A 14,639-nucleotide genomic window follows, 5' to 3' on the forward strand; every position below is an offset into this window, starting at 1 on the left:
CTTCCGAGCTGGCGAACCGAAGGTCGTACTCGTCACCGATCGGGGGTGGCGCCGCGCGGTCCCCCTCTTCGGACTCACTCGGATCCCTCGGGCAGACGAACGGGCCCCAGGTCGCCTTCGGGCTCCCGAGTGAGGATGGCGTGCAACGCTGGGTCCGCGTGGATCTCCGCGCTGTGCTTCCACTGGGTGAGCAGGAGTGCGAGCGGGGCGAGGTTGTCCAGGGCCACCGCGCCGCCCGCCGTATCGACCAGTTCGGCGAGCAACGTGTCGACATCCTCGGCAGGAAGGAAGGTGCTCCACGGTAGGGCTTCGGGCAGCGCTTGGCGCAGGGCGGCGAGATTGTCGGTCCGCACCAGCCCCGCGAGCAGGCGGGCGGTGAAGTCCACGACCGTGGCGTCGCGCTCCATCTGGTCGACGCGCATCAGGGCGAGGTCTCCGGCATCGCGTCGCCGGAGTCTCAAGGCCCGGACGGCATCCAGTCTTCGCGTCGTCGCGGCAGGGTGGTGAAGCAGTTCACTGAAGGGCACGTCCTCGTAGGCCGCAGTCATGACATCCACAGTAGCTCGGATGTCGGCCCCAGGAGACCAAGTAAGCCGTCCGAGGATCAGTGGTTGGCTATATGGGCCATGGCGGACGCGGCCGCGCCGCCCGCACGAAAGATGCCGGGCGATCCGCGAAGGACCGCCCGGCCCCTCCGTTTACCCGAGCGGGTGTCGGGCGGCTTGCCGGAGCACGGAGCGAAGAAGGGCTTCGGCGTTGCCCGGGGTGGCCGACCAGAGCTGCATCTCGGTGTGGGCGGCCTGGCGGCGGGGGCTGATCACGCGGACCGGGCGGGAGAACTGGGCACTGAGGCACCACCACATCTCGACGCGGGCCCAGGTGAGGCGACGGATCACTCGGGCCCCGTCACACACAGGTAGATCGGGTGGGCCGACTCGACGCCGATGAAGGCGATCGCGCGCACCGCGCCGAACTCGACCAACTGGTGGGCGATGCGCGCGGCGGAGGCGTCGGCGAAGAGATCAGCGAGGTAGCCGGCCTGGTCGTCGTCCAACGGGAGTCGGGCGAGGCTGGTGCGGATGGCGTCGAGGGCGTCGGAAAGCCTCGTGAAGGTGGCGACCTTCGTGATGCCCTTGATCTCGACGGTGACGGGAAAGGGGAGTTCGACGCTCACCGCGCGCCCCCTTCGATCAGCGCCCAGATGACCTTGCCGACGCCGCCCTCGCGCGGGCAGCAACCCCAGTCGGACGCCACCTGCGAGACGAGCCACAGCCCGCGCCCGGTCTCGTCACACTCGGCCGCGGGGGACGGAATAGGCGGCCGCTTGTCGTCGGCGTCGTGCACCTCGACGCGGAGCGCGCCGCGGTGGAGCTCGAAGCGGATGAAGATGAGCCGCCCCGGCGGGGTCTTGGCATGGAGGACCGCGTTGGCGACGAGCTCACCGAGCACCAACTCGCCGGAGGTGGTGAGACGTTCGCCACCGGCCTGTCCGGCGAGGAAGGTTCGGAGCAGCCGCCGGGCAGAACCGGCGGACGTGCGGTGCCTGGGCAGCCACCACGAGCACTCGCTCGCAGGGCCAGGTGGCTTCTCCAGCATTTCGGACATGGCGGGGCCCCTCCAACTTCGGCTCGCAGCGATCAGCGGTGGCCCGAAAGAGGCATAGGGATGCCCGAACGACCATCCGGCAAGGTCACCGTGCGCGAGCGGCGGACTACTGCTCGTAGTCTGCTCCCGACTCTCCGAAATCTGCAAGACTTCATTTTGCGGGATTCGAACCGTGCAACTCATCCGGTTGACGTTCATTGCGAAGCGGGCGCACAGGTGCTTTCATTTCGAGCGCTGACGGTGCTTCATACTGGAAGCCGGGAAGGGGAAGGCCATGCCAGAGGGGCCAACTGGATCAACGGTGCCGCGCAGGCAACTCGGGCGGTACCTGCGCGATCTGCGCAACCGATCGCGACTCACAGTGCGGGCAGCAGCCCGCAGTCTGGAGTGGTCGGAAGCGAAGATGTGGCGCATCGAGACCGGTCAAACATCATTGCGAAGCCTCGATGTCGAGGCCATGTGCAAGGTCTACGGCGCACCGGCGGAACTGACCGAGGCGCTGATGGGGCTGGCGAAGGAGACCAAGGCCCGCGGCTGGTGGCATGCCTACGGGGATGTGATCCCCGAAGGGTTCGATCTGTTCATCGGGCTGGAAGAAGCGGCTTCGAAGATCGCGTGGTACGAGAGCCAGTTGGTTCCCGGCCTGCTGCAGACCGAGGACTACTCGCGCGTGATCATGCAGGCACACAATCCCGACGACGACGATGAGGAGATCGAACGGCGAGTTCATCTTCGCTCGACTCGCCAGGTGCTCCTCACCCGGGCCACCGATCCGCCGGTCTTCGATGTTGCGCTCAACGAGGCGGTGCTGCGGCGCCCCATCGGTGCCGGCAAAGTCATGGCCGGACAGCTCGCTCACCTGCTGGAGGTGAGCGAGCTTCCCAACGTCACCATCAAGGTCGTCCCGTTCGACACGGGTCTGCACCTGGGCGTCCTGACAGGCCCGTTCGGGATTCTGCGCTTCCCGCTCAACGGCGACGGCTCCGAGACGGAGCCGCCAACCGTCTATGCGGACGGATTCACCGGCGACCTGTACCTGGACAAGCCCCACGAAGTGGAACGCTACGACGCCGCGTTCACGAACATCTGGGAGACAGCGCTCAGTGAACAGGCGTCGAAGCTGCTCATCTCCGAAGTGGCAGGAAGCTATGGACGCGATTGATCTGACAGGAGCGGCGTGGTTCAAGTCCACCCGCAGCAACGGGCAGTCCGCATGCGTTGAGGTCGCGTTCCTCAACAGCGGCATCGTCCCGGTTCGGGACTCCAAGGACCCCAGCGGGCCGACGCTTGTATTCCCAACCGACGCGTGGACCTCATTCCTCACCGCCATCAAAGCCGGGGACATCCCCAGCGCCTGACGGCTTGGGGAGCGATAAGAATCTGGGCAGGCTCGGCTGAGCAATCCGCCTGGGATTTGCTCAGCAGGACGTCGGGCGGGCGTCGGCGGCGAGGACGAGTTCTTTGCTCGTCTTGCGGCGGGTGGCCCGGCGGGCTGACCGGTCGGAGACCAGGTCGGCTATGGCGTCTTGGGTCTCCGCGAAGTATTCGCGGCGGCCGGTGTCACCGGCCTCGCGGCGGTGATCGCCGCCGCGAGGCCCGCAGCGCAGACTCCTGCTGTGCCTCCCATGCCGGGGTGAGCTCAGCGGCGAGTTCGGCAAGATGCTGTCGGGATATGCCGATAGGGCATGATCAGACAAGGCCCGCGCGGGCTGATGACTTCACATCCAGGGGCGCCGCGCCTCGTGCCGCCTACGCCTGCCGCCGCTCCCACTGCTCCTTCGTGATCTCGTACCGCATACCCCCGTGCTCGGAACCCTCAACCGCCATCATGTCGTCCGGTGTGGGGACGTTCTCCGCGAGCGTCATCCCGAGCTTCTCCATGACGTTGCGCGATGGGCGGTTCACCGTCAGCGTCTCGGCCCAGACCATGCGGATGCCGAGCTCGGCGAACCCTTTTGTCAGCAGCGCCTGCGAGACCTCGGTGGCGTAGCCCCGGCCCCACGCCACCTGGCGCAGGCGGTAGCCGAGTTCGGCCTCCTCACGCGGGCCGCTGCGGAGCGGACGCAGGCAGAACCAGCCGACGAACGCGCCGCCGTCCTTCTCGTGCGCGGCGAACAGGCCGAGGTCGTGATCCCAGCGCTCGTAGCCGGCGAGGACGTTGGGGATGGCGAGGTCGCGGATCTCCTCCGGCGGGGTCGGAGCGCCGCCGGTCAGGTAGCGCATCACCGCCGGGTCGCTGTCCAGCTCGATCAGCAGGTCCGCGTCGGCGGCGGTGAAGGGGCGCAGGGTCAGGCGCTCGGACTCGAGGTAGGTGGTCACGCGAGGATCATGGCCGAGGGGGCCCGACAGTCCAAAGAGTTTTCGGACCGCGTCTGTCACCGGGTGGGGTGCTGGAGGAACAGCAGCATGGCGCGGTCGCCTTCACGTCACGGCCGAGGACCCGCCTCTACCGCTCCCCAAGTCGTAAGCATCGTTGCGCGAGAAGTCGGCCCGGCCGACTTCTCGCGCACGCCTTCCGACCGTCAATGGTGGCCGTGTCCTGCTCGCTCCCCCTCCGTCGGGCTGCCGCCCATCATCCGTAGCATCGCGACGCCGCCGGTGCGGAAGAAGCGTGCGAGCAGTGCGGCTGCCACCAGTAGGAACGCGATGTTGAGCCACGTGGTGTAGTTCCATTCCACGCCCGCCATCGGAATCTCCGCCTCCCGCTGATCCGGGACCAGGCCGAGCCCTCCGAACGCGAACTCGACCACGTACCCGGCGACGACCATCGCCGCGTAGAACGTCCCGAGCAGGAAGAGGGCCATCCGGGCGCCGTAGTACTTCCGGTAGATGTTCAGGATCGGCAGGATCAGCAGGTCCGCGAAGATGAACGCGACCACGCCGCCGAAGCTGATGCCGCCCTTCCAAAGGACCACGGCCAGCGGCACGTTGCCGATCGAGCAGACGAACGACGCGATCGCCACCAGGGGCCCGACCAGCGGCCCCCACAGCTTTCCGGCCAGTGGGTGGTCGGCGAAGAAGAACGCCTGCCAGAACGAGTCGGGCACCCAGGCGGCGATCGCACCGGCGATGAGCAGACCGATCACCAGGTCCTTCAGGATGGCGGCCCACTCCATCACGAAGACGTGCGACACCGAGGTGAGGCCCCGGCGGGACAGCAGCCGCCGGGCGAAGGTGCCCTCCCCGGCGACCGACATGTCCATCGCCGCGTGCCCCTCCATCGAGCCGGCCCGGCCGTGTTCCGCCTGCTCGCGGGCCTCGCGCAGCAGGCGGGGCCGCAGCAGCAGCCGGAACAGCACGGCGAGCAGCAGGATCATCACCGGCCCGCCGACGAACTCGGCCGCCGTGAACTGCCAGCCCAGCAACAGGGCCAGGATCACGCCGAGTTCGACGACCAGGTTGGTCGAGGCGATCTCGAAGGCCATCGCGGCGGTGAAGTCCGCACCCTTGCGGAACAGCGAGCGGGCCAGCGCGACGGCGGCGTACGAGCAGGAGGAGGAGGCCGCGCCGAGGGCGGAGGCGACGGCGAGGGTGCGCGGTCGGTCGTCGCCGAGGAGCCGGACGACGGTGGACTTGCGTACGACGGCCTGGACGACGGCGGAGAGCAGGAACCCGAGGACGAGGGCCCAGGTGATCTCCCAGGTCATCGATCCGGTGATGGACAGCGCGTGCAGGATCGCGTGCGGGATTCCGTGCATGGTGGTCCGCCTTCGTGGCGCCGGGGGACTCGATGGGCGCGAGCCACCCTATACCCGTACGGGGTATCAGCAACACTGGCACGCCGAGGACGCCCGGCCCGGCGGCCACCCCCTCGCCGACCACGTCCAGGCCCATGCTCATGCCCGTCAGGCGGGACTGCTGATCGGCGCCGGGGCCGCGAGCTGTCCCGTCGGCCCACCGAGCCCGAGGTTGCGGTGGATCTCCAGCGCGGCGGTGGAGCGGTTGAGGGTGATGTAGTGCAGGCCGGGCGCGCCCTCGCGGAGCAGGCGCTCCGCGAGCCGGGTGGCGTGGTCGACGCCGATGCGGTGCGCTGCGGCCCGGTCGCCGCTGGCGGCCGCCAGGCGCAGCGCCAGGCCGGCCGGGAACGACGCCCCGCTGAGTTCGGCGAAGCGGCTGATCTGGCGCACGTCGGTGGCGGGCATGATCTCCGGGATGACCGGGGTCTCGCAGCCCGCCGCGGCCAGCCGGTCCCGCAGCCTCAGGTAGTGCTCGGCCTCGAAGAACATCTGGGTGACGGCGTAGTCGGCGCCCGCGCGGCACTTGGCGACGAAGTGCCGGGTGTCGTCGTCCCAGTTCGCCGAGCGCGGGTGGCGCTCGGGGAAGGCCGCCACGCCTACGGTGAACGCGCCGCACTCCTTGACCAGCTTCACCAGCTCGGCCGCGTGCCGCAGGCCGTGCGGGTGCGGCGCCCAGGCGCCGTTGGGGTTGCCGGGCGGGTCGCCGCGCAGGGCGAGCACGTCGCGGATCCCGACGTCCGCGTAGCGCCGCAGGACGGCATGGAGTTCGGCGGTGGAGTGGCCGACGGCGGTCAGGTGGGCGACCGGGCGCAGCGTGGTCTGTGCGGCGATCTTCTCGGTGGTCTCGATGGTGCGGTCGCGGGAGGAGCCGCCGGCGCCGTAGGTGACCGAGACGAAGGTCGGCGCGGCCGCTTCCACCCGCCGGATCGCGGCCCACAGGGCCCGCTCACCGGCCTCGTCCTTGGCGGGGAAGAACTCGAAGGAATACGTCCGTTCACCGGCCGCGAGGATGTCGCGGAGGCTTCGCGGGCGGCTCCGGGTGGTCTGGTCCATGGGGGTCACCTCGGGTGGTGGGTGTCGGTCGTCCGCCGCCGGGTGCCGGGGGCTCGGCACGGGGGCTCGTCTCCACCCTGCCCGCGGCCCGCAACAGGGCTGCGACAGAGCGGTCCTGACGGCCTCTTGGATACCCTAGGGGGGTATGGTACGTTCAACAGCGAAGCAGCCGACCGGGCCACTCCGGGCGGCGCCGGGCACTGACGACAGGAGCACCACCATGAGCGAGACCGCAGCCACCGTCGACTCGGCCACCACCGAGGCCACCACCGAGGCCGCCTCCTGCTGCGGCTCGTGCAGCACCGACACCGCCGCGACCACCGCCGTCGCAGCCGCCCTCACCTCGACGTTCGAGGTCAAGGGCATGACCTGCGGCCACTGCGTCACCTCGGTCACCGCCGAGCTGACGAAGCTCGTCGGCGTCACCGACGTCGCCGTGGACCTCACCACCGGCAGGGTCACCGTCGGCAGCACCCAGCCGCTCGCCGACGCCGACGTGGCCGCCGCGATCGACGAGGCCGGCTACGACCTGGTCGGCCGCCTCGACGGCTGACCATCCGTCACCGGCCCGGACGGCGACCCCCCGCCGTCCGGGCCGACTTCCCTCCTCCCGCACGCCGGTAGAGTGAAAACCCTCCTCACCGCACAGGAACCGGAGACGGCCATGGCCAGCTACAGCTCCCACAAGGACGACTTCCTCAAGCGGCTCCGTCGCGTCGAGGGCCAGATCCGCGGCCTGCAGCGCATGGTCGAGCAGGACACCTACTGCATCGACGTCCTCACCCAGGTCTCCGCCGCCAGCCGTGCCCTCCAGTCCTTCGCGCTCCAACTCCTCGACGAGCACATCGAATGCTGCGTCCGCGACGCCATCACCGAGGGCGGCCAGGAGGCGAGCACCAAGATCCGCGAGGCCAACCAGGCCATCGCCCGCCTCGTCAGGTCCTGACGCCGCCTCGGCGACGGACCCCCGGCATCCCGGCCCTCGCCAATACAGGGAGGGGGTATCGCGGAAGATATTTCGGACGACCCTCACCCGGCGAGCAGTAGTCTCTTGCCCTACCGGTGGCAGACACCACCGGCCTTGCCACGTAGTCGAGTTGGAGGGATCCGCGATGTCGTCGATCGAGTTCGTCCGCCGCCTGGACGGCCTGGTCTACCGCTTCCGGCCGGACGGCACCTTCCACGGCAGGCCGTCGTTCAAGCGGACCGACCTGGACATCTGGTGCCGGTGGCTGCCCGAGCGCGGCTGGTGCACCGTCGATGCCGACGGGGTGCCCAACTCCGCGCCGCTGCCGGGCGGGACGGCCGGGGAGATGTTCCCGCCGCTCTGCCCCTGGCGCAGTTGGAAGGCCGGAAAGTCGTACCTCTACGACCTGCGCCGCACCGACGGTGAGCCGGTTCGCTAGCGTGGCCGCCATGGCCGACCTCTACGAACTGCTGATCGCCCTGGACTTGACGACGGACCTGTCCGCCGAGGAGTGCGCCGAACTGCGCTTCCACCTCGGACTCGGCCCCCGCCCCGAGGTGCTGCGGATCATCCCCGACCTCCCCCTGGACGACGAAGGGTGCGCCGAACCGCTGCTCGGCGAGCGCGGCTCCGCCCACCGGATCGGCGGGGCCCTGCTGGCGGATCTGACGCAGGCGTCGCAGGGCGGGCCGGCGCCGTGGTCCCTGGCCGCCCGCCAGGAGGTCCACCCGGATTCCTTCGACGATCTCGCGCCGCTGATCCGCTGGCTGGCCGTCAGGGCGGACGCGAGTCACCGCCCGGGGCCCGACCTGGTCCGGGTGGGCTGGGTCAGGTTCTACGAGTCGGACGCCTTCGAGGCCTTGGAGGTCCGGGGCGGCGAGGTCCGCTGGCCGTAGGCCCCTCAGACCCGGTCAAGCGCCCGGTGCGGGCCGTCCGGCAGTTCGACCGCGATGGTGTCGCCGGGCCGGACTGCGCCGTCGGTGCGGACGATGCCCATGATCCCGGCGCGCCGCACGATCGTGCCGTCCTCGGCGCGGCCGACGACCTGCTTGAGCAGCCCCGCCCGGTAGGCCTCGATCTGCGCGCACGGGTTGCGCAGGCCGGTGACCTCCACCTCCGCGTCGGGCCCGATCCGCAGCACCGCACCGACCGGCAGGCCGAGCAGGTCCACGCCCTCGGTGGTGACGTTCTCGCCGAGCGCGCCCGGCACCACGTCGAACCCGGACTCGCCGAGCTCGGTGAGGAGTTCGCGGTGGATCAGGTGGACCTGGCGCAGGTTGGGCTGGGTCGGGTCCTGGGCGACCCGCGACCGGTGCTTGACCGTCACTCCGGCGTGCACGTCACCCTCGACGCCGAGCCCGGTGAGCAGCGTGATGCCGGCCCGGTTCGGCTTGGTGAACGAGTACTCGGCGTTGCTGCTGACTGCCACCACGGTGCCGCTCATCCTGCGAGCCCTCCTCACGGACGTCCGTTCGATCGACCCCGAGCATAGCCACCGCCGGTCGACCGCGGCCCGACGACCGATCAGCCGTCGGACGGCGCCCGGAGGAGCGGCAGCACGACCTGGTCCAGGATCTCCGCCACCACTTGGTCGGTGGGTACGGTCCCGGTGGTCAGGAACGCGTCCCGCAGGAGGTCGAGCGGGAGGGAGACGACGCGGGGGGTGAGCCGGGCGGGGTTGATCTCGGCTCGGGTGGCGGCGCGGCGCATCATCGTGCCGAGGCTGGTGACCGGCCCTTCGGCGGTCAGGCCGCTGGTGAAGCCGGCCCGCAGTTCGGGGTCGCGCATCAGGTCGACGAGGAGACCGTGGACAGCGTCGGTCGGCAGGTCGTCGAAGCGGTGCAGCAGGCCGCCCAGGAAGAGTGCCAGGTCCACCCGCAACTCGCCGGTGTCGGGCGGCTCCTGGTAGTCGGGGGCGTTGCGGTCGAGGGCGGCGATGACGAGGGCGGCGCGGTTCGGCCAGCGGCGGTAGAGCACCGGTTTGCTGGTGCGGGCGCGGGCGGCGACGCCGTCCATGGTGAGCCTGTCGTAGCCGTGCTCGGCGAGTTCGGCCCAGACGGCGTCCAGGATCGCCCGCTCCAGTTCGTCACCGCGCCGCCGCACCGGCTTGCCGTCCACCACCGCGTCCCACTCCACAGATTTGTAGATACGTTGCGTTTCTTATTGGGGCAGCCTACAGTCGAAAACAAGAAACGCGCCGTATCTTATGGCTGGATGGCCAGGGGGAGACCCGTCATGCGCAACGTCTGCACCACCCGTTCGACCGAAGCCGGGACGACCGAAGTCCTGGTGGTCGGCGCCGGCCCCGTCGGGCTCGCGCTCACCCTCGGACTGGCCCGCGCCGGGATCGGCTGCCGCGTCATCGAGCGGGAGCCGCGGTTCCGCGACCGCGGCGTCCGCGGCAAGGGCATCACCCCGCGCACCCTGGAGGTGTTCGACGACCTCGGCGTCGTGGACGCGATCCTCGACCGCGGCACGGCCGACCTCAAGGTCCGTACGTACGAGGGCAATCGGCTCGTCCGCGAGGTCGACCCGGCGCCCGCCAACCCGTCCACGCCCGACCGCCCGTACGGCGGCATGCTGCTGCTCGGCCAGCACCACACCGAGGCGGTCCTGCGCGACCGGCTCGCCGCGTACGGCGTCACGGTCGAGACGGACACCGAACTGGTCGGCTACGCCCAGGACGCGGACGGCGTGCTCGCCACCGTCCGCGGCGCAGGCGACCGGACGAAGCTGCTGGCCGCCCGCTACCTGGTCGGCTGCGACGGCGGCCGCAGCACCGTCCGCAAGCTGACCGGCATCCCCTTCCTCGGCGAGACCTGGGACGAGGAACGGTTCCTCATGGCCGCCATGGAGGTCGACGGCCTGGACACCGGCTCCCTGCACATCTGGCACGACCCCCGGCTCGGCATCGGCGCGCTGACGATGGTCCCGATGCGGGCGGACGCCAACTGGGCCGTGCACGCCGCCGTCGACCCGGACGGGCGCGGCGGGATCCCGGAACCGACCTTGGAGACGTTCCGCGCGCTGTTCGCCGAACGGGCCGGCCTGTCCGGGGTCACGCTGCACGAACCGGTCTGGTCCACCGTCTGGCGGCCCACCGTCCGCATGGTCGAGCGGTACCGCGACGGCCGGGTGCTGCTCGCCGGGGACGCCGCCCACTGCCAGTCCGCGGCCGGCGGCCAGGGCATGAACACCGGCATCCAGGACGCGCACAACCTCGGCTGGAAGCTGGCCGCGGTGCTGCGCGGCGCTCCCGACGCGCTGCTCGACAGCTATGAGGCCGAACGGCTGCCCGTGGCCCGCGCCGTCCTCGCCGCCAGCTCCGCCCAGCACAGGGCGCTGTTCGGCGCCGACGGAGCCCGCGCGCTGACCGACCAGTTCGTCAACCTGGCCGCCGCCGGAGACGACTTCACCGGGCTCTCCGTCGGCTACCGGGGCGGCCCGCTCGGCCGCGACCTCGACGACACCACCGGCATCCGGGCCGGCGACCGCGCCCCGGACGCGCCCTGCGCCACCGCCGACGGCACGCCGACCCGACTGTTCGACCTCTTCCGCGGCCCGCACTTCACGCTGCTGACCCTCGGCGGCCACCCGGCCCTGGACGAGCCGTCAGGGCAAGCCTCGCTGCCCGCCTCCGTCATCCTGCGCCGGGCCGCCGTGCTCGACCCCGGGGGCCACGTCGCCCGGGCGTACGGGCTGCGCGGCGACGCCGTCGTGCTGGTCCGGCCGGACGGCTACGTCGCGCTCACCGGGGCCACCGCCGCCCCGGGCACCCTCGCCGGGCACCTGGGGAGCTACGCACCAGTCGCGTGAGCCCCGCACGGCGCGGGCGCAGGCGCATCGTCCGGCGCGGACGCCCCGCCCGACGCGGCCGGACGGGTCGGCGCGGACGGCCGCGCCACTAGTAGACACGTGTCAAGTAGCCTGGCCCGCATGCCAGTCCACGAACCGCGCCGCCGCCTCTCCCCGGCCGACCGGCGTGCCCAGCTGCTGTCCGTCGGCGCCCGCCTCTTCGCCGCCCGGCCGTACGAGGAGGTGCTGATGGAGGAGGTCGCCGAGGCGGCCGGGGTCTCGCGCGCCCTGCTCTACCGCCACTTCCCGAGCAAGCACGACCTGTTCGCGGAGGTCTACCGGCAGGCCGCCGACGACCTGCTCACCCGCAGCCGGTTCGACCCGGCCGACACGCTGATCGAGCAGCTGGTCGAGGGCATGGACGCCCACCTGGACTACTTCATCGCCAACCGGCACGCCGCACTCGCCGCCAACCGCGTCCTGGCCGGGGACCAGGTGATCCAGACGATCATCACCGAGGAGCTCGACGCCCTCCGCGGCCGCCTGCTCGGCGTTCTCCCGCTCGCGGACGAGAACGCGCGACGGGCCGTGTCGCAGGTCCTGCGCAGCTGGCTGGTGTTCGTCCGGGTGCTCGTCATCGACTGGCTGACCGAGGAGACCTGCACCCGCGACGAGCTGCGCGACGCCTGCATCGGCGCCGTACTGGGCGCGCTCCGGCCGCTCCTGGCCGCCGATCCGGCGCCCGACTGGGGGTGACGGCGCTTACCATCGGTCCGTAACGGGGAAAGTCCGCAGGAAGCGGACAACTGTCGCAGAAAATATGACAGTTGGACGTAAAGGCTGCACTGAGACAAACCGAGACAAACCGAGCCGCACCGACCCCGAAGGGCCCCATGGAATCCGCCGCCACCGACACCCGGACCACCCTCACCACCCTCCCCCCGCTCCACCGGCTCCCCGTCTCCCCCGCCCGACCACCCCACCCGACCACCCTCCCCGACGGCACCCCCGCCTGGCTGGTCACCCGTTACCACGACGTCCGGCAGGTCCTCGGCGACCCCCGGATCACCCGGGCCGACCTCCACGACGTCGGGACCGCCGGCACCACCGCCGACGTGGCCGCCAACCCGGCGTCCCTGTTCAACCAGGACGGCCCCGCCCACCGCCGCCTGCGCGGCACCGTCCAACGGGCCTTCACCCCGCGCGCCATCGCCGGCTGGCAGCCCTGGGTCGCGGCCGCCGTCCAACAGTCCGTGGACGCGCTGGTCGCCGCCGGGCCGCCCGCCGACCTGGTCACCGCGTTCGCCCGGCCGGTGCCCTTCGCCGTCACCACCCGGCTGATGGGGCTCGACGGCAACGGACCGGACAGCCTGGACGAGGACCGGCTGCACCGCTGGACCCTCGCACTGCTCGCCCAGGGCGAGGACGCGGCAGCGGGGGAGGCAGCCGCAGGCGGCACGGCCGAAGGGGCAGCCGCAGACGGCACTGCGGCGGAGCACTCCCGAGAGCAGGCAGCGGAGCACGCCGAAGCCCTCGCCGAATACGGCGCGTTCACCGCGGAGTTGATCGAGCGCCGCCGCCGCGAGCCCGGCGGCGACCTGGTCAGCCGGCTCGTCCAGGCCGCCGACCAGGACGGCGGCATCCCCGAGGAGTCACTCGTCTACCTCGTCGCCGGACTCACCGCCAGCGGCAACGAGAGCGTCGCCGGCGCCCTCGGCAACGCCCTCGTCTACCTCCTCGGCGAACGCGCCGACCACTGGCCCCGCCTCGCCGACCCGGACACCGCCGAACGCACCGCCGAACGCCTGCTCCACTTCATCCCGCTCGGCGACGACGAGGCCACCATCCGCCGCGCCACCGCACCGATCGAACTCGGCGGCGCCACCATCCCGGCCGGCGCCGTCCTGGCCATCAGCCTCGGCAGCGCCAACCGCGACCCCGCCGTCTACCCCGACGGCCTCGACGCCGACCTCGACCTGCCGCTCGCCGCCCCCACCCTCGCCTTCAGCGCCGGGCCCCACTACTGCATCGGCGCCTGGCGCGTCCGGCTCGAAATGCGCGAATCCCTCCACCGCCTCGCCACCGCCCTCCCCGGCCTGCGGCTCGCCAGCCCGGTCGCGGACATCGCCTGGCAACTCGGCGGAACCACCCGCAGCCCGGCCCGGATCCCCGTCACCTGGTGACAGCCGGGCTCCGAGCCCAAGGGCCACGCGACACCGGGCCGTGCCACCTCAGGGCGCGTCACCCCAGGCCGCGCCACCCCAGGCCGTGCCGCCGTCCGCAGCCGACGGCGGCACGGCCCTGCGGGTCACCCGAACAGCCCCTCCCCCAGCACCGCGCCCTCCCGGGCCCCCGGCAGCACGTACACCACCGCCGACGCCGTGTGCGCCAGGAACGGGTTCAGCGCGTCCCGCGCCGCCAACCGGTTCTGCACCCGGGTGAACTGGGCCGGATCCCGCATGAAGGCGCAGAACAGCAGCCCCTTGTCCGCCGGCCCGTCGTCGTAGCTGTAGCCACGCCGCAGCATCCGGGCGCCGCCGTCGAGCCGGGGGCTGGAGAGCCGGACGTGCGCGGTGGCCGGGATGACGTACGAGCCGTCCGGGTTCTTCGCATAGATGTCGGGCTCGTCGTGCTCCGCCGTGCCGGTGAGCGGCGCGCCGTCGCCGGACCGGCGCCCCATCGCCTGGTCCTGCCGGTCGCCGGGGAGGGCCGCGAAGGCGGCGGTGTCCATCCGGATCCGCCGGTAGACCAGCACCGTCCCGTGCTGGTGCGGCCCCGACGGGCCCCAGACCCACTGCCGGGCGGCCTCCTCGTCCGGGTTCGCCGTACCGTCCTTGAAGCCGAACAGGTTCCTCGGCGTGGTGCCCGCCGCCGTTCGGGGCAGGAAGCCGGACTGCGTCCACCGCACCGCCGCCCCCGCCGCCCCGGCGGCCGCGCCGACCTGTTCGGCGACGACGGTCAGCGGCCACCGGTCCGCCGCGCACAGCTGCACCAGCAGGTCGCCGCCGCCGCGCGCCGGGTCGAGGCGGTCGCCGGGGAAGGCGGGCAGCTCGGCCAGGACCGGCGGCGGAACGTTCAGCCCCAGCCGGGCCGCCGCCCTCGGACCGACCCCCACCAGACCGCTGAGCCGGGCCGGCTCGCCGCCCCGCAGGCGCGGGTCCGTCGACGTCCCGTCGGCCGCGGCGGCGAGCACCCGCGTCAGCTCCCCCAGCAGGCCCCGCAGGGCGGCCCGGCCGTCCGACGTCGCGGCGGGCGCCAGGTCGAAGGCGAGCAGGTGGGTGGCCGGCTGCTGCGGGGCCGTCACCCCGGCCTGCCGGTCGCCGTGGAAGGGGACGGGCGGCTCGGGCGGCGGCGCCGCGGCCCGTACACCGTCTCCCCCGCGGGCCAGCGCCGTGACCCCGGCGCCGATCCCGGCACCGACCCCGGCGGCCAGTACCGCCCCGCCCGCGAGCAGGGCCCGTCGGTCCACCCCGCTCCCGACG

General features: G+C 71.9%; 19 protein-coding genes. 9 read left to right on the forward strand and 10 right to left on the reverse strand.

What is annotated here, in order from left to right:
- Nucleotides 1-74: 74 nt before the first annotated feature.
- The 4 genes from AC0B61_RS22080 to AC0B61_RS22095 form a co-directional block, all read right to left on the reverse strand.
- Nucleotides 75-548 (reverse strand): hypothetical protein, encoded by a 474-nt coding sequence (locus tag AC0B61_RS22080; protein WP_471742430.1) that lies wholly within the window; start codon nucleotides 546-548, stop codon nucleotides 75-77.
- A gap of 150 nt (nucleotides 549-698) precedes the next feature.
- Nucleotides 699-896, reverse strand: coding sequence for a hypothetical protein (locus AC0B61_RS22085; protein WP_471742431.1), 198 nt, complete (start codon nucleotides 894-896; stop codon nucleotides 699-701).
- On the reverse strand, nucleotides 893-1,174 hold the full coding sequence (locus AC0B61_RS22090) for a hypothetical protein (RefSeq protein WP_471742432.1): 282 nt from the start codon (nucleotides 1,172-1,174) through the stop codon (nucleotides 893-895). The genes AC0B61_RS22085 and AC0B61_RS22090 overlap by 4 nt, the downstream gene beginning before the upstream one ends.
- Nucleotides 1,171-1,605 carry an ATP-binding protein gene (locus AC0B61_RS22095; RefSeq protein WP_471742433.1) on the reverse strand — a complete coding sequence of 145 codons (435 nt, stop codon included), beginning with the start codon at nucleotides 1,603-1,605 and terminating at the stop codon, nucleotides 1,171-1,173. The genes AC0B61_RS22090 and AC0B61_RS22095 overlap by 4 nt, the downstream gene beginning before the upstream one ends.
- Nucleotides 1,606-1,879: 274 nt before the next feature.
- On the opposite strand from AC0B61_RS22095, the gene AC0B61_RS22100 reads away from it, so the two are divergent.
- Nucleotides 1,880-2,767, forward strand: coding sequence for a helix-turn-helix domain-containing protein (locus tag AC0B61_RS22100; RefSeq protein ID WP_471742434.1), 888 nt, complete (start codon nucleotides 1,880-1,882; stop codon nucleotides 2,765-2,767).
- Nucleotides 2,754-2,963, forward strand: coding sequence for a DUF397 domain-containing protein (locus tag AC0B61_RS22105; protein ID WP_471742435.1), 210 nt, complete (start codon nucleotides 2,754-2,756; stop codon nucleotides 2,961-2,963). The genes AC0B61_RS22100 and AC0B61_RS22105 overlap by 14 nt, the downstream gene beginning before the upstream one ends.
- Before the next feature lie 391 nt (nucleotides 2,964-3,354).
- Here AC0B61_RS22105 and AC0B61_RS22110 read toward each other — a convergent pair whose 3' ends face one another.
- The 3 genes from AC0B61_RS22110 to metF all read right to left on the reverse strand — a co-directional run bounded on the left by AC0B61_RS22110 (nucleotide 3,355) and on the right by metF (nucleotide 6,395).
- Entirely contained in the window at nucleotides 3,355-3,924 is a 570-nt protein-coding gene (locus AC0B61_RS22110) for a GNAT family N-acetyltransferase (RefSeq protein ID WP_471742436.1), read from the reverse strand.
- A 203-nt stretch (nucleotides 3,925-4,127) separates the two neighbouring features.
- The gene (locus AC0B61_RS22115) at nucleotides 4,128-5,303 is read right to left on the reverse strand and encodes a permease (RefSeq protein WP_471742437.1); all 1,176 of its coding nucleotides are present in this window, start codon (nucleotides 5,301-5,303) and stop codon (nucleotides 4,128-4,130) included.
- Between the two features lie 147 nt (nucleotides 5,304-5,450).
- Nucleotides 5,451-6,395: a methylenetetrahydrofolate reductase [NAD(P)H] gene (gene metF / locus AC0B61_RS22120; RefSeq protein WP_471742438.1), complete on the reverse strand. Its 945-nt coding sequence runs from the start codon at nucleotides 6,393-6,395 to the stop codon at nucleotides 5,451-5,453.
- Nucleotides 6,396-6,615: 220 nt separating this feature from the next.
- On the opposite strand from metF, the gene AC0B61_RS22125 reads away from it, so the two are divergent.
- From AC0B61_RS22125 to AC0B61_RS22140, 4 genes are all read left to right on the forward strand, one after another.
- Nucleotides 6,616-6,948 (forward strand): heavy-metal-associated domain-containing protein, encoded by a 333-nt coding sequence (locus AC0B61_RS22125; protein ID WP_471742439.1) that lies wholly within the window; start codon nucleotides 6,616-6,618, stop codon nucleotides 6,946-6,948.
- Nucleotides 6,949-7,059: 111 nt separating this feature from the next.
- Nucleotides 7,060-7,341 carry a metal-sensitive transcriptional regulator gene (locus AC0B61_RS22130; RefSeq protein WP_471742440.1) on the forward strand — a complete coding sequence of 94 codons (282 nt, stop codon included), beginning with the start codon at nucleotides 7,060-7,062 and terminating at the stop codon, nucleotides 7,339-7,341.
- A gap of 166 nt (nucleotides 7,342-7,507) precedes the next feature.
- Nucleotides 7,508-7,801 (forward strand): hypothetical protein, encoded by a 294-nt coding sequence (locus AC0B61_RS22135; RefSeq protein WP_471742441.1) that lies wholly within the window; start codon nucleotides 7,508-7,510, stop codon nucleotides 7,799-7,801.
- A 10-nt stretch (nucleotides 7,802-7,811) separates the two neighbouring features.
- A complete protein-coding gene (locus AC0B61_RS22140; protein WP_471742442.1) occupies nucleotides 7,812-8,258 on the forward strand; it encodes a hypothetical protein in 447 nt (148 codons plus the stop codon).
- Between the two features lie 5 nt (nucleotides 8,259-8,263).
- Here AC0B61_RS22140 and AC0B61_RS22145 read toward each other — a convergent pair whose 3' ends face one another.
- A complete protein-coding gene (locus tag AC0B61_RS22145) occupies nucleotides 8,264-8,806 on the reverse strand; it encodes an MOSC domain-containing protein (RefSeq protein WP_471742443.1) in 543 nt (180 codons plus the stop codon).
- Between the two features lie 80 nt (nucleotides 8,807-8,886).
- A complete protein-coding gene (locus AC0B61_RS22150) occupies nucleotides 8,887-9,498 on the reverse strand; it encodes a TetR/AcrR family transcriptional regulator (protein WP_471742444.1) in 612 nt (203 codons plus the stop codon).
- A gap of 99 nt (nucleotides 9,499-9,597) precedes the next feature.
- Here AC0B61_RS22150 and AC0B61_RS22155 point away from each other — a divergent pair, with 99 nt between their 5' ends.
- The 3 genes from AC0B61_RS22155 to AC0B61_RS22165 all read left to right on the forward strand — a co-directional run bounded on the left by AC0B61_RS22155 (nucleotide 9,598) and on the right by AC0B61_RS22165 (nucleotide 13,340).
- A complete protein-coding gene (locus AC0B61_RS22155; RefSeq protein WP_471742445.1) occupies nucleotides 9,598-11,178 on the forward strand; it encodes an FAD-dependent monooxygenase in 1,581 nt (526 codons plus the stop codon).
- 120 nt (nucleotides 11,179-11,298) lie between these two features.
- On the forward strand, nucleotides 11,299-11,913 hold the full coding sequence (locus AC0B61_RS22160; RefSeq protein WP_471742446.1) for a TetR/AcrR family transcriptional regulator: 615 nt from the start codon (nucleotides 11,299-11,301) through the stop codon (nucleotides 11,911-11,913).
- A 137-nt stretch (nucleotides 11,914-12,050) separates the two neighbouring features.
- Entirely contained in the window at nucleotides 12,051-13,340 is a 1,290-nt protein-coding gene (locus tag AC0B61_RS22165) for a cytochrome P450 (RefSeq protein ID WP_471742447.1), read from the forward strand.
- Between the two features lie 125 nt (nucleotides 13,341-13,465).
- On the opposite strand, the gene AC0B61_RS22170 is transcribed toward AC0B61_RS22165, so the two are convergent.
- On the reverse strand, nucleotides 13,466-14,626 hold the full coding sequence (locus AC0B61_RS22170) for a Dyp-type peroxidase (protein WP_471742448.1): 1,161 nt from the start codon (nucleotides 14,624-14,626) through the stop codon (nucleotides 13,466-13,468).
- Nucleotides 14,627-14,639: the final 13 nt, after the last annotated feature.

The organism is Kitasatospora sp. NPDC023385, from assembly GCF_055664045.1.

Excerpts from the sequence above, each read along its gene's own strand:
- AC0B61_RS22130 (WP_471742440.1), top strand. The coding sequence starts at position 7,060 with ATGGCCAGCTACAGCTCCCACAAGGACGACTTCCTCAAGCGGCTCCGT.
- AC0B61_RS22140 (WP_471742442.1), top strand. The coding sequence starts at position 7,812 with ATGGCCGACCTCTACGAACTGCTGATCGCCCTGGACTTGACGACGGAC.
- AC0B61_RS22165 (WP_471742447.1), top strand. The coding sequence starts at position 12,051 with ATGGAATCCGCCGCCACCGACACCCGGACCACCCTCACCACCCTCCCC.
- AC0B61_RS22135 (WP_471742441.1), top strand. The coding sequence starts at position 7,508 with ATGTCGTCGATCGAGTTCGTCCGCCGCCTGGACGGCCTGGTCTACCGC.
- AC0B61_RS22115 (WP_471742437.1), bottom strand. The coding sequence starts at position 5,303 with ATGCACGGAATCCCGCACGCGATCCTGCACGCGCTGTCCATCACCGGA.
- metF (WP_471742438.1), bottom strand. The coding sequence starts at position 6,395 with ATGGACCAGACCACCCGGAGCCGCCCGCGAAGCCTCCGCGACATCCTC.
- AC0B61_RS22125 (WP_471742439.1), top strand. The coding sequence starts at position 6,616 with ATGAGCGAGACCGCAGCCACCGTCGACTCGGCCACCACCGAGGCCACC.
- AC0B61_RS22105 (WP_471742435.1), top strand. The coding sequence starts at position 2,754 with ATGGACGCGATTGATCTGACAGGAGCGGCGTGGTTCAAGTCCACCCGC.
- AC0B61_RS22145 (WP_471742443.1), bottom strand. The coding sequence starts at position 8,806 with ATGAGCGGCACCGTGGTGGCAGTCAGCAGCAACGCCGAGTACTCGTTC.
- AC0B61_RS22100 (WP_471742434.1), top strand. The coding sequence starts at position 1,880 with ATGCCAGAGGGGCCAACTGGATCAACGGTGCCGCGCAGGCAACTCGGG.
- AC0B61_RS22160 (WP_471742446.1), top strand. The coding sequence starts at position 11,299 with ATGCCAGTCCACGAACCGCGCCGCCGCCTCTCCCCGGCCGACCGGCGT.
- AC0B61_RS22080 (WP_471742430.1), bottom strand. The coding sequence starts at position 548 with ATGACTGCGGCCTACGAGGACGTGCCCTTCAGTGAACTGCTTCACCAC.
- AC0B61_RS22155 (WP_471742445.1), top strand. The coding sequence starts at position 9,598 with ATGCGCAACGTCTGCACCACCCGTTCGACCGAAGCCGGGACGACCGAA.
- AC0B61_RS22095 (WP_471742433.1), bottom strand. The coding sequence starts at position 1,605 with ATGTCCGAAATGCTGGAGAAGCCACCTGGCCCTGCGAGCGAGTGCTCG.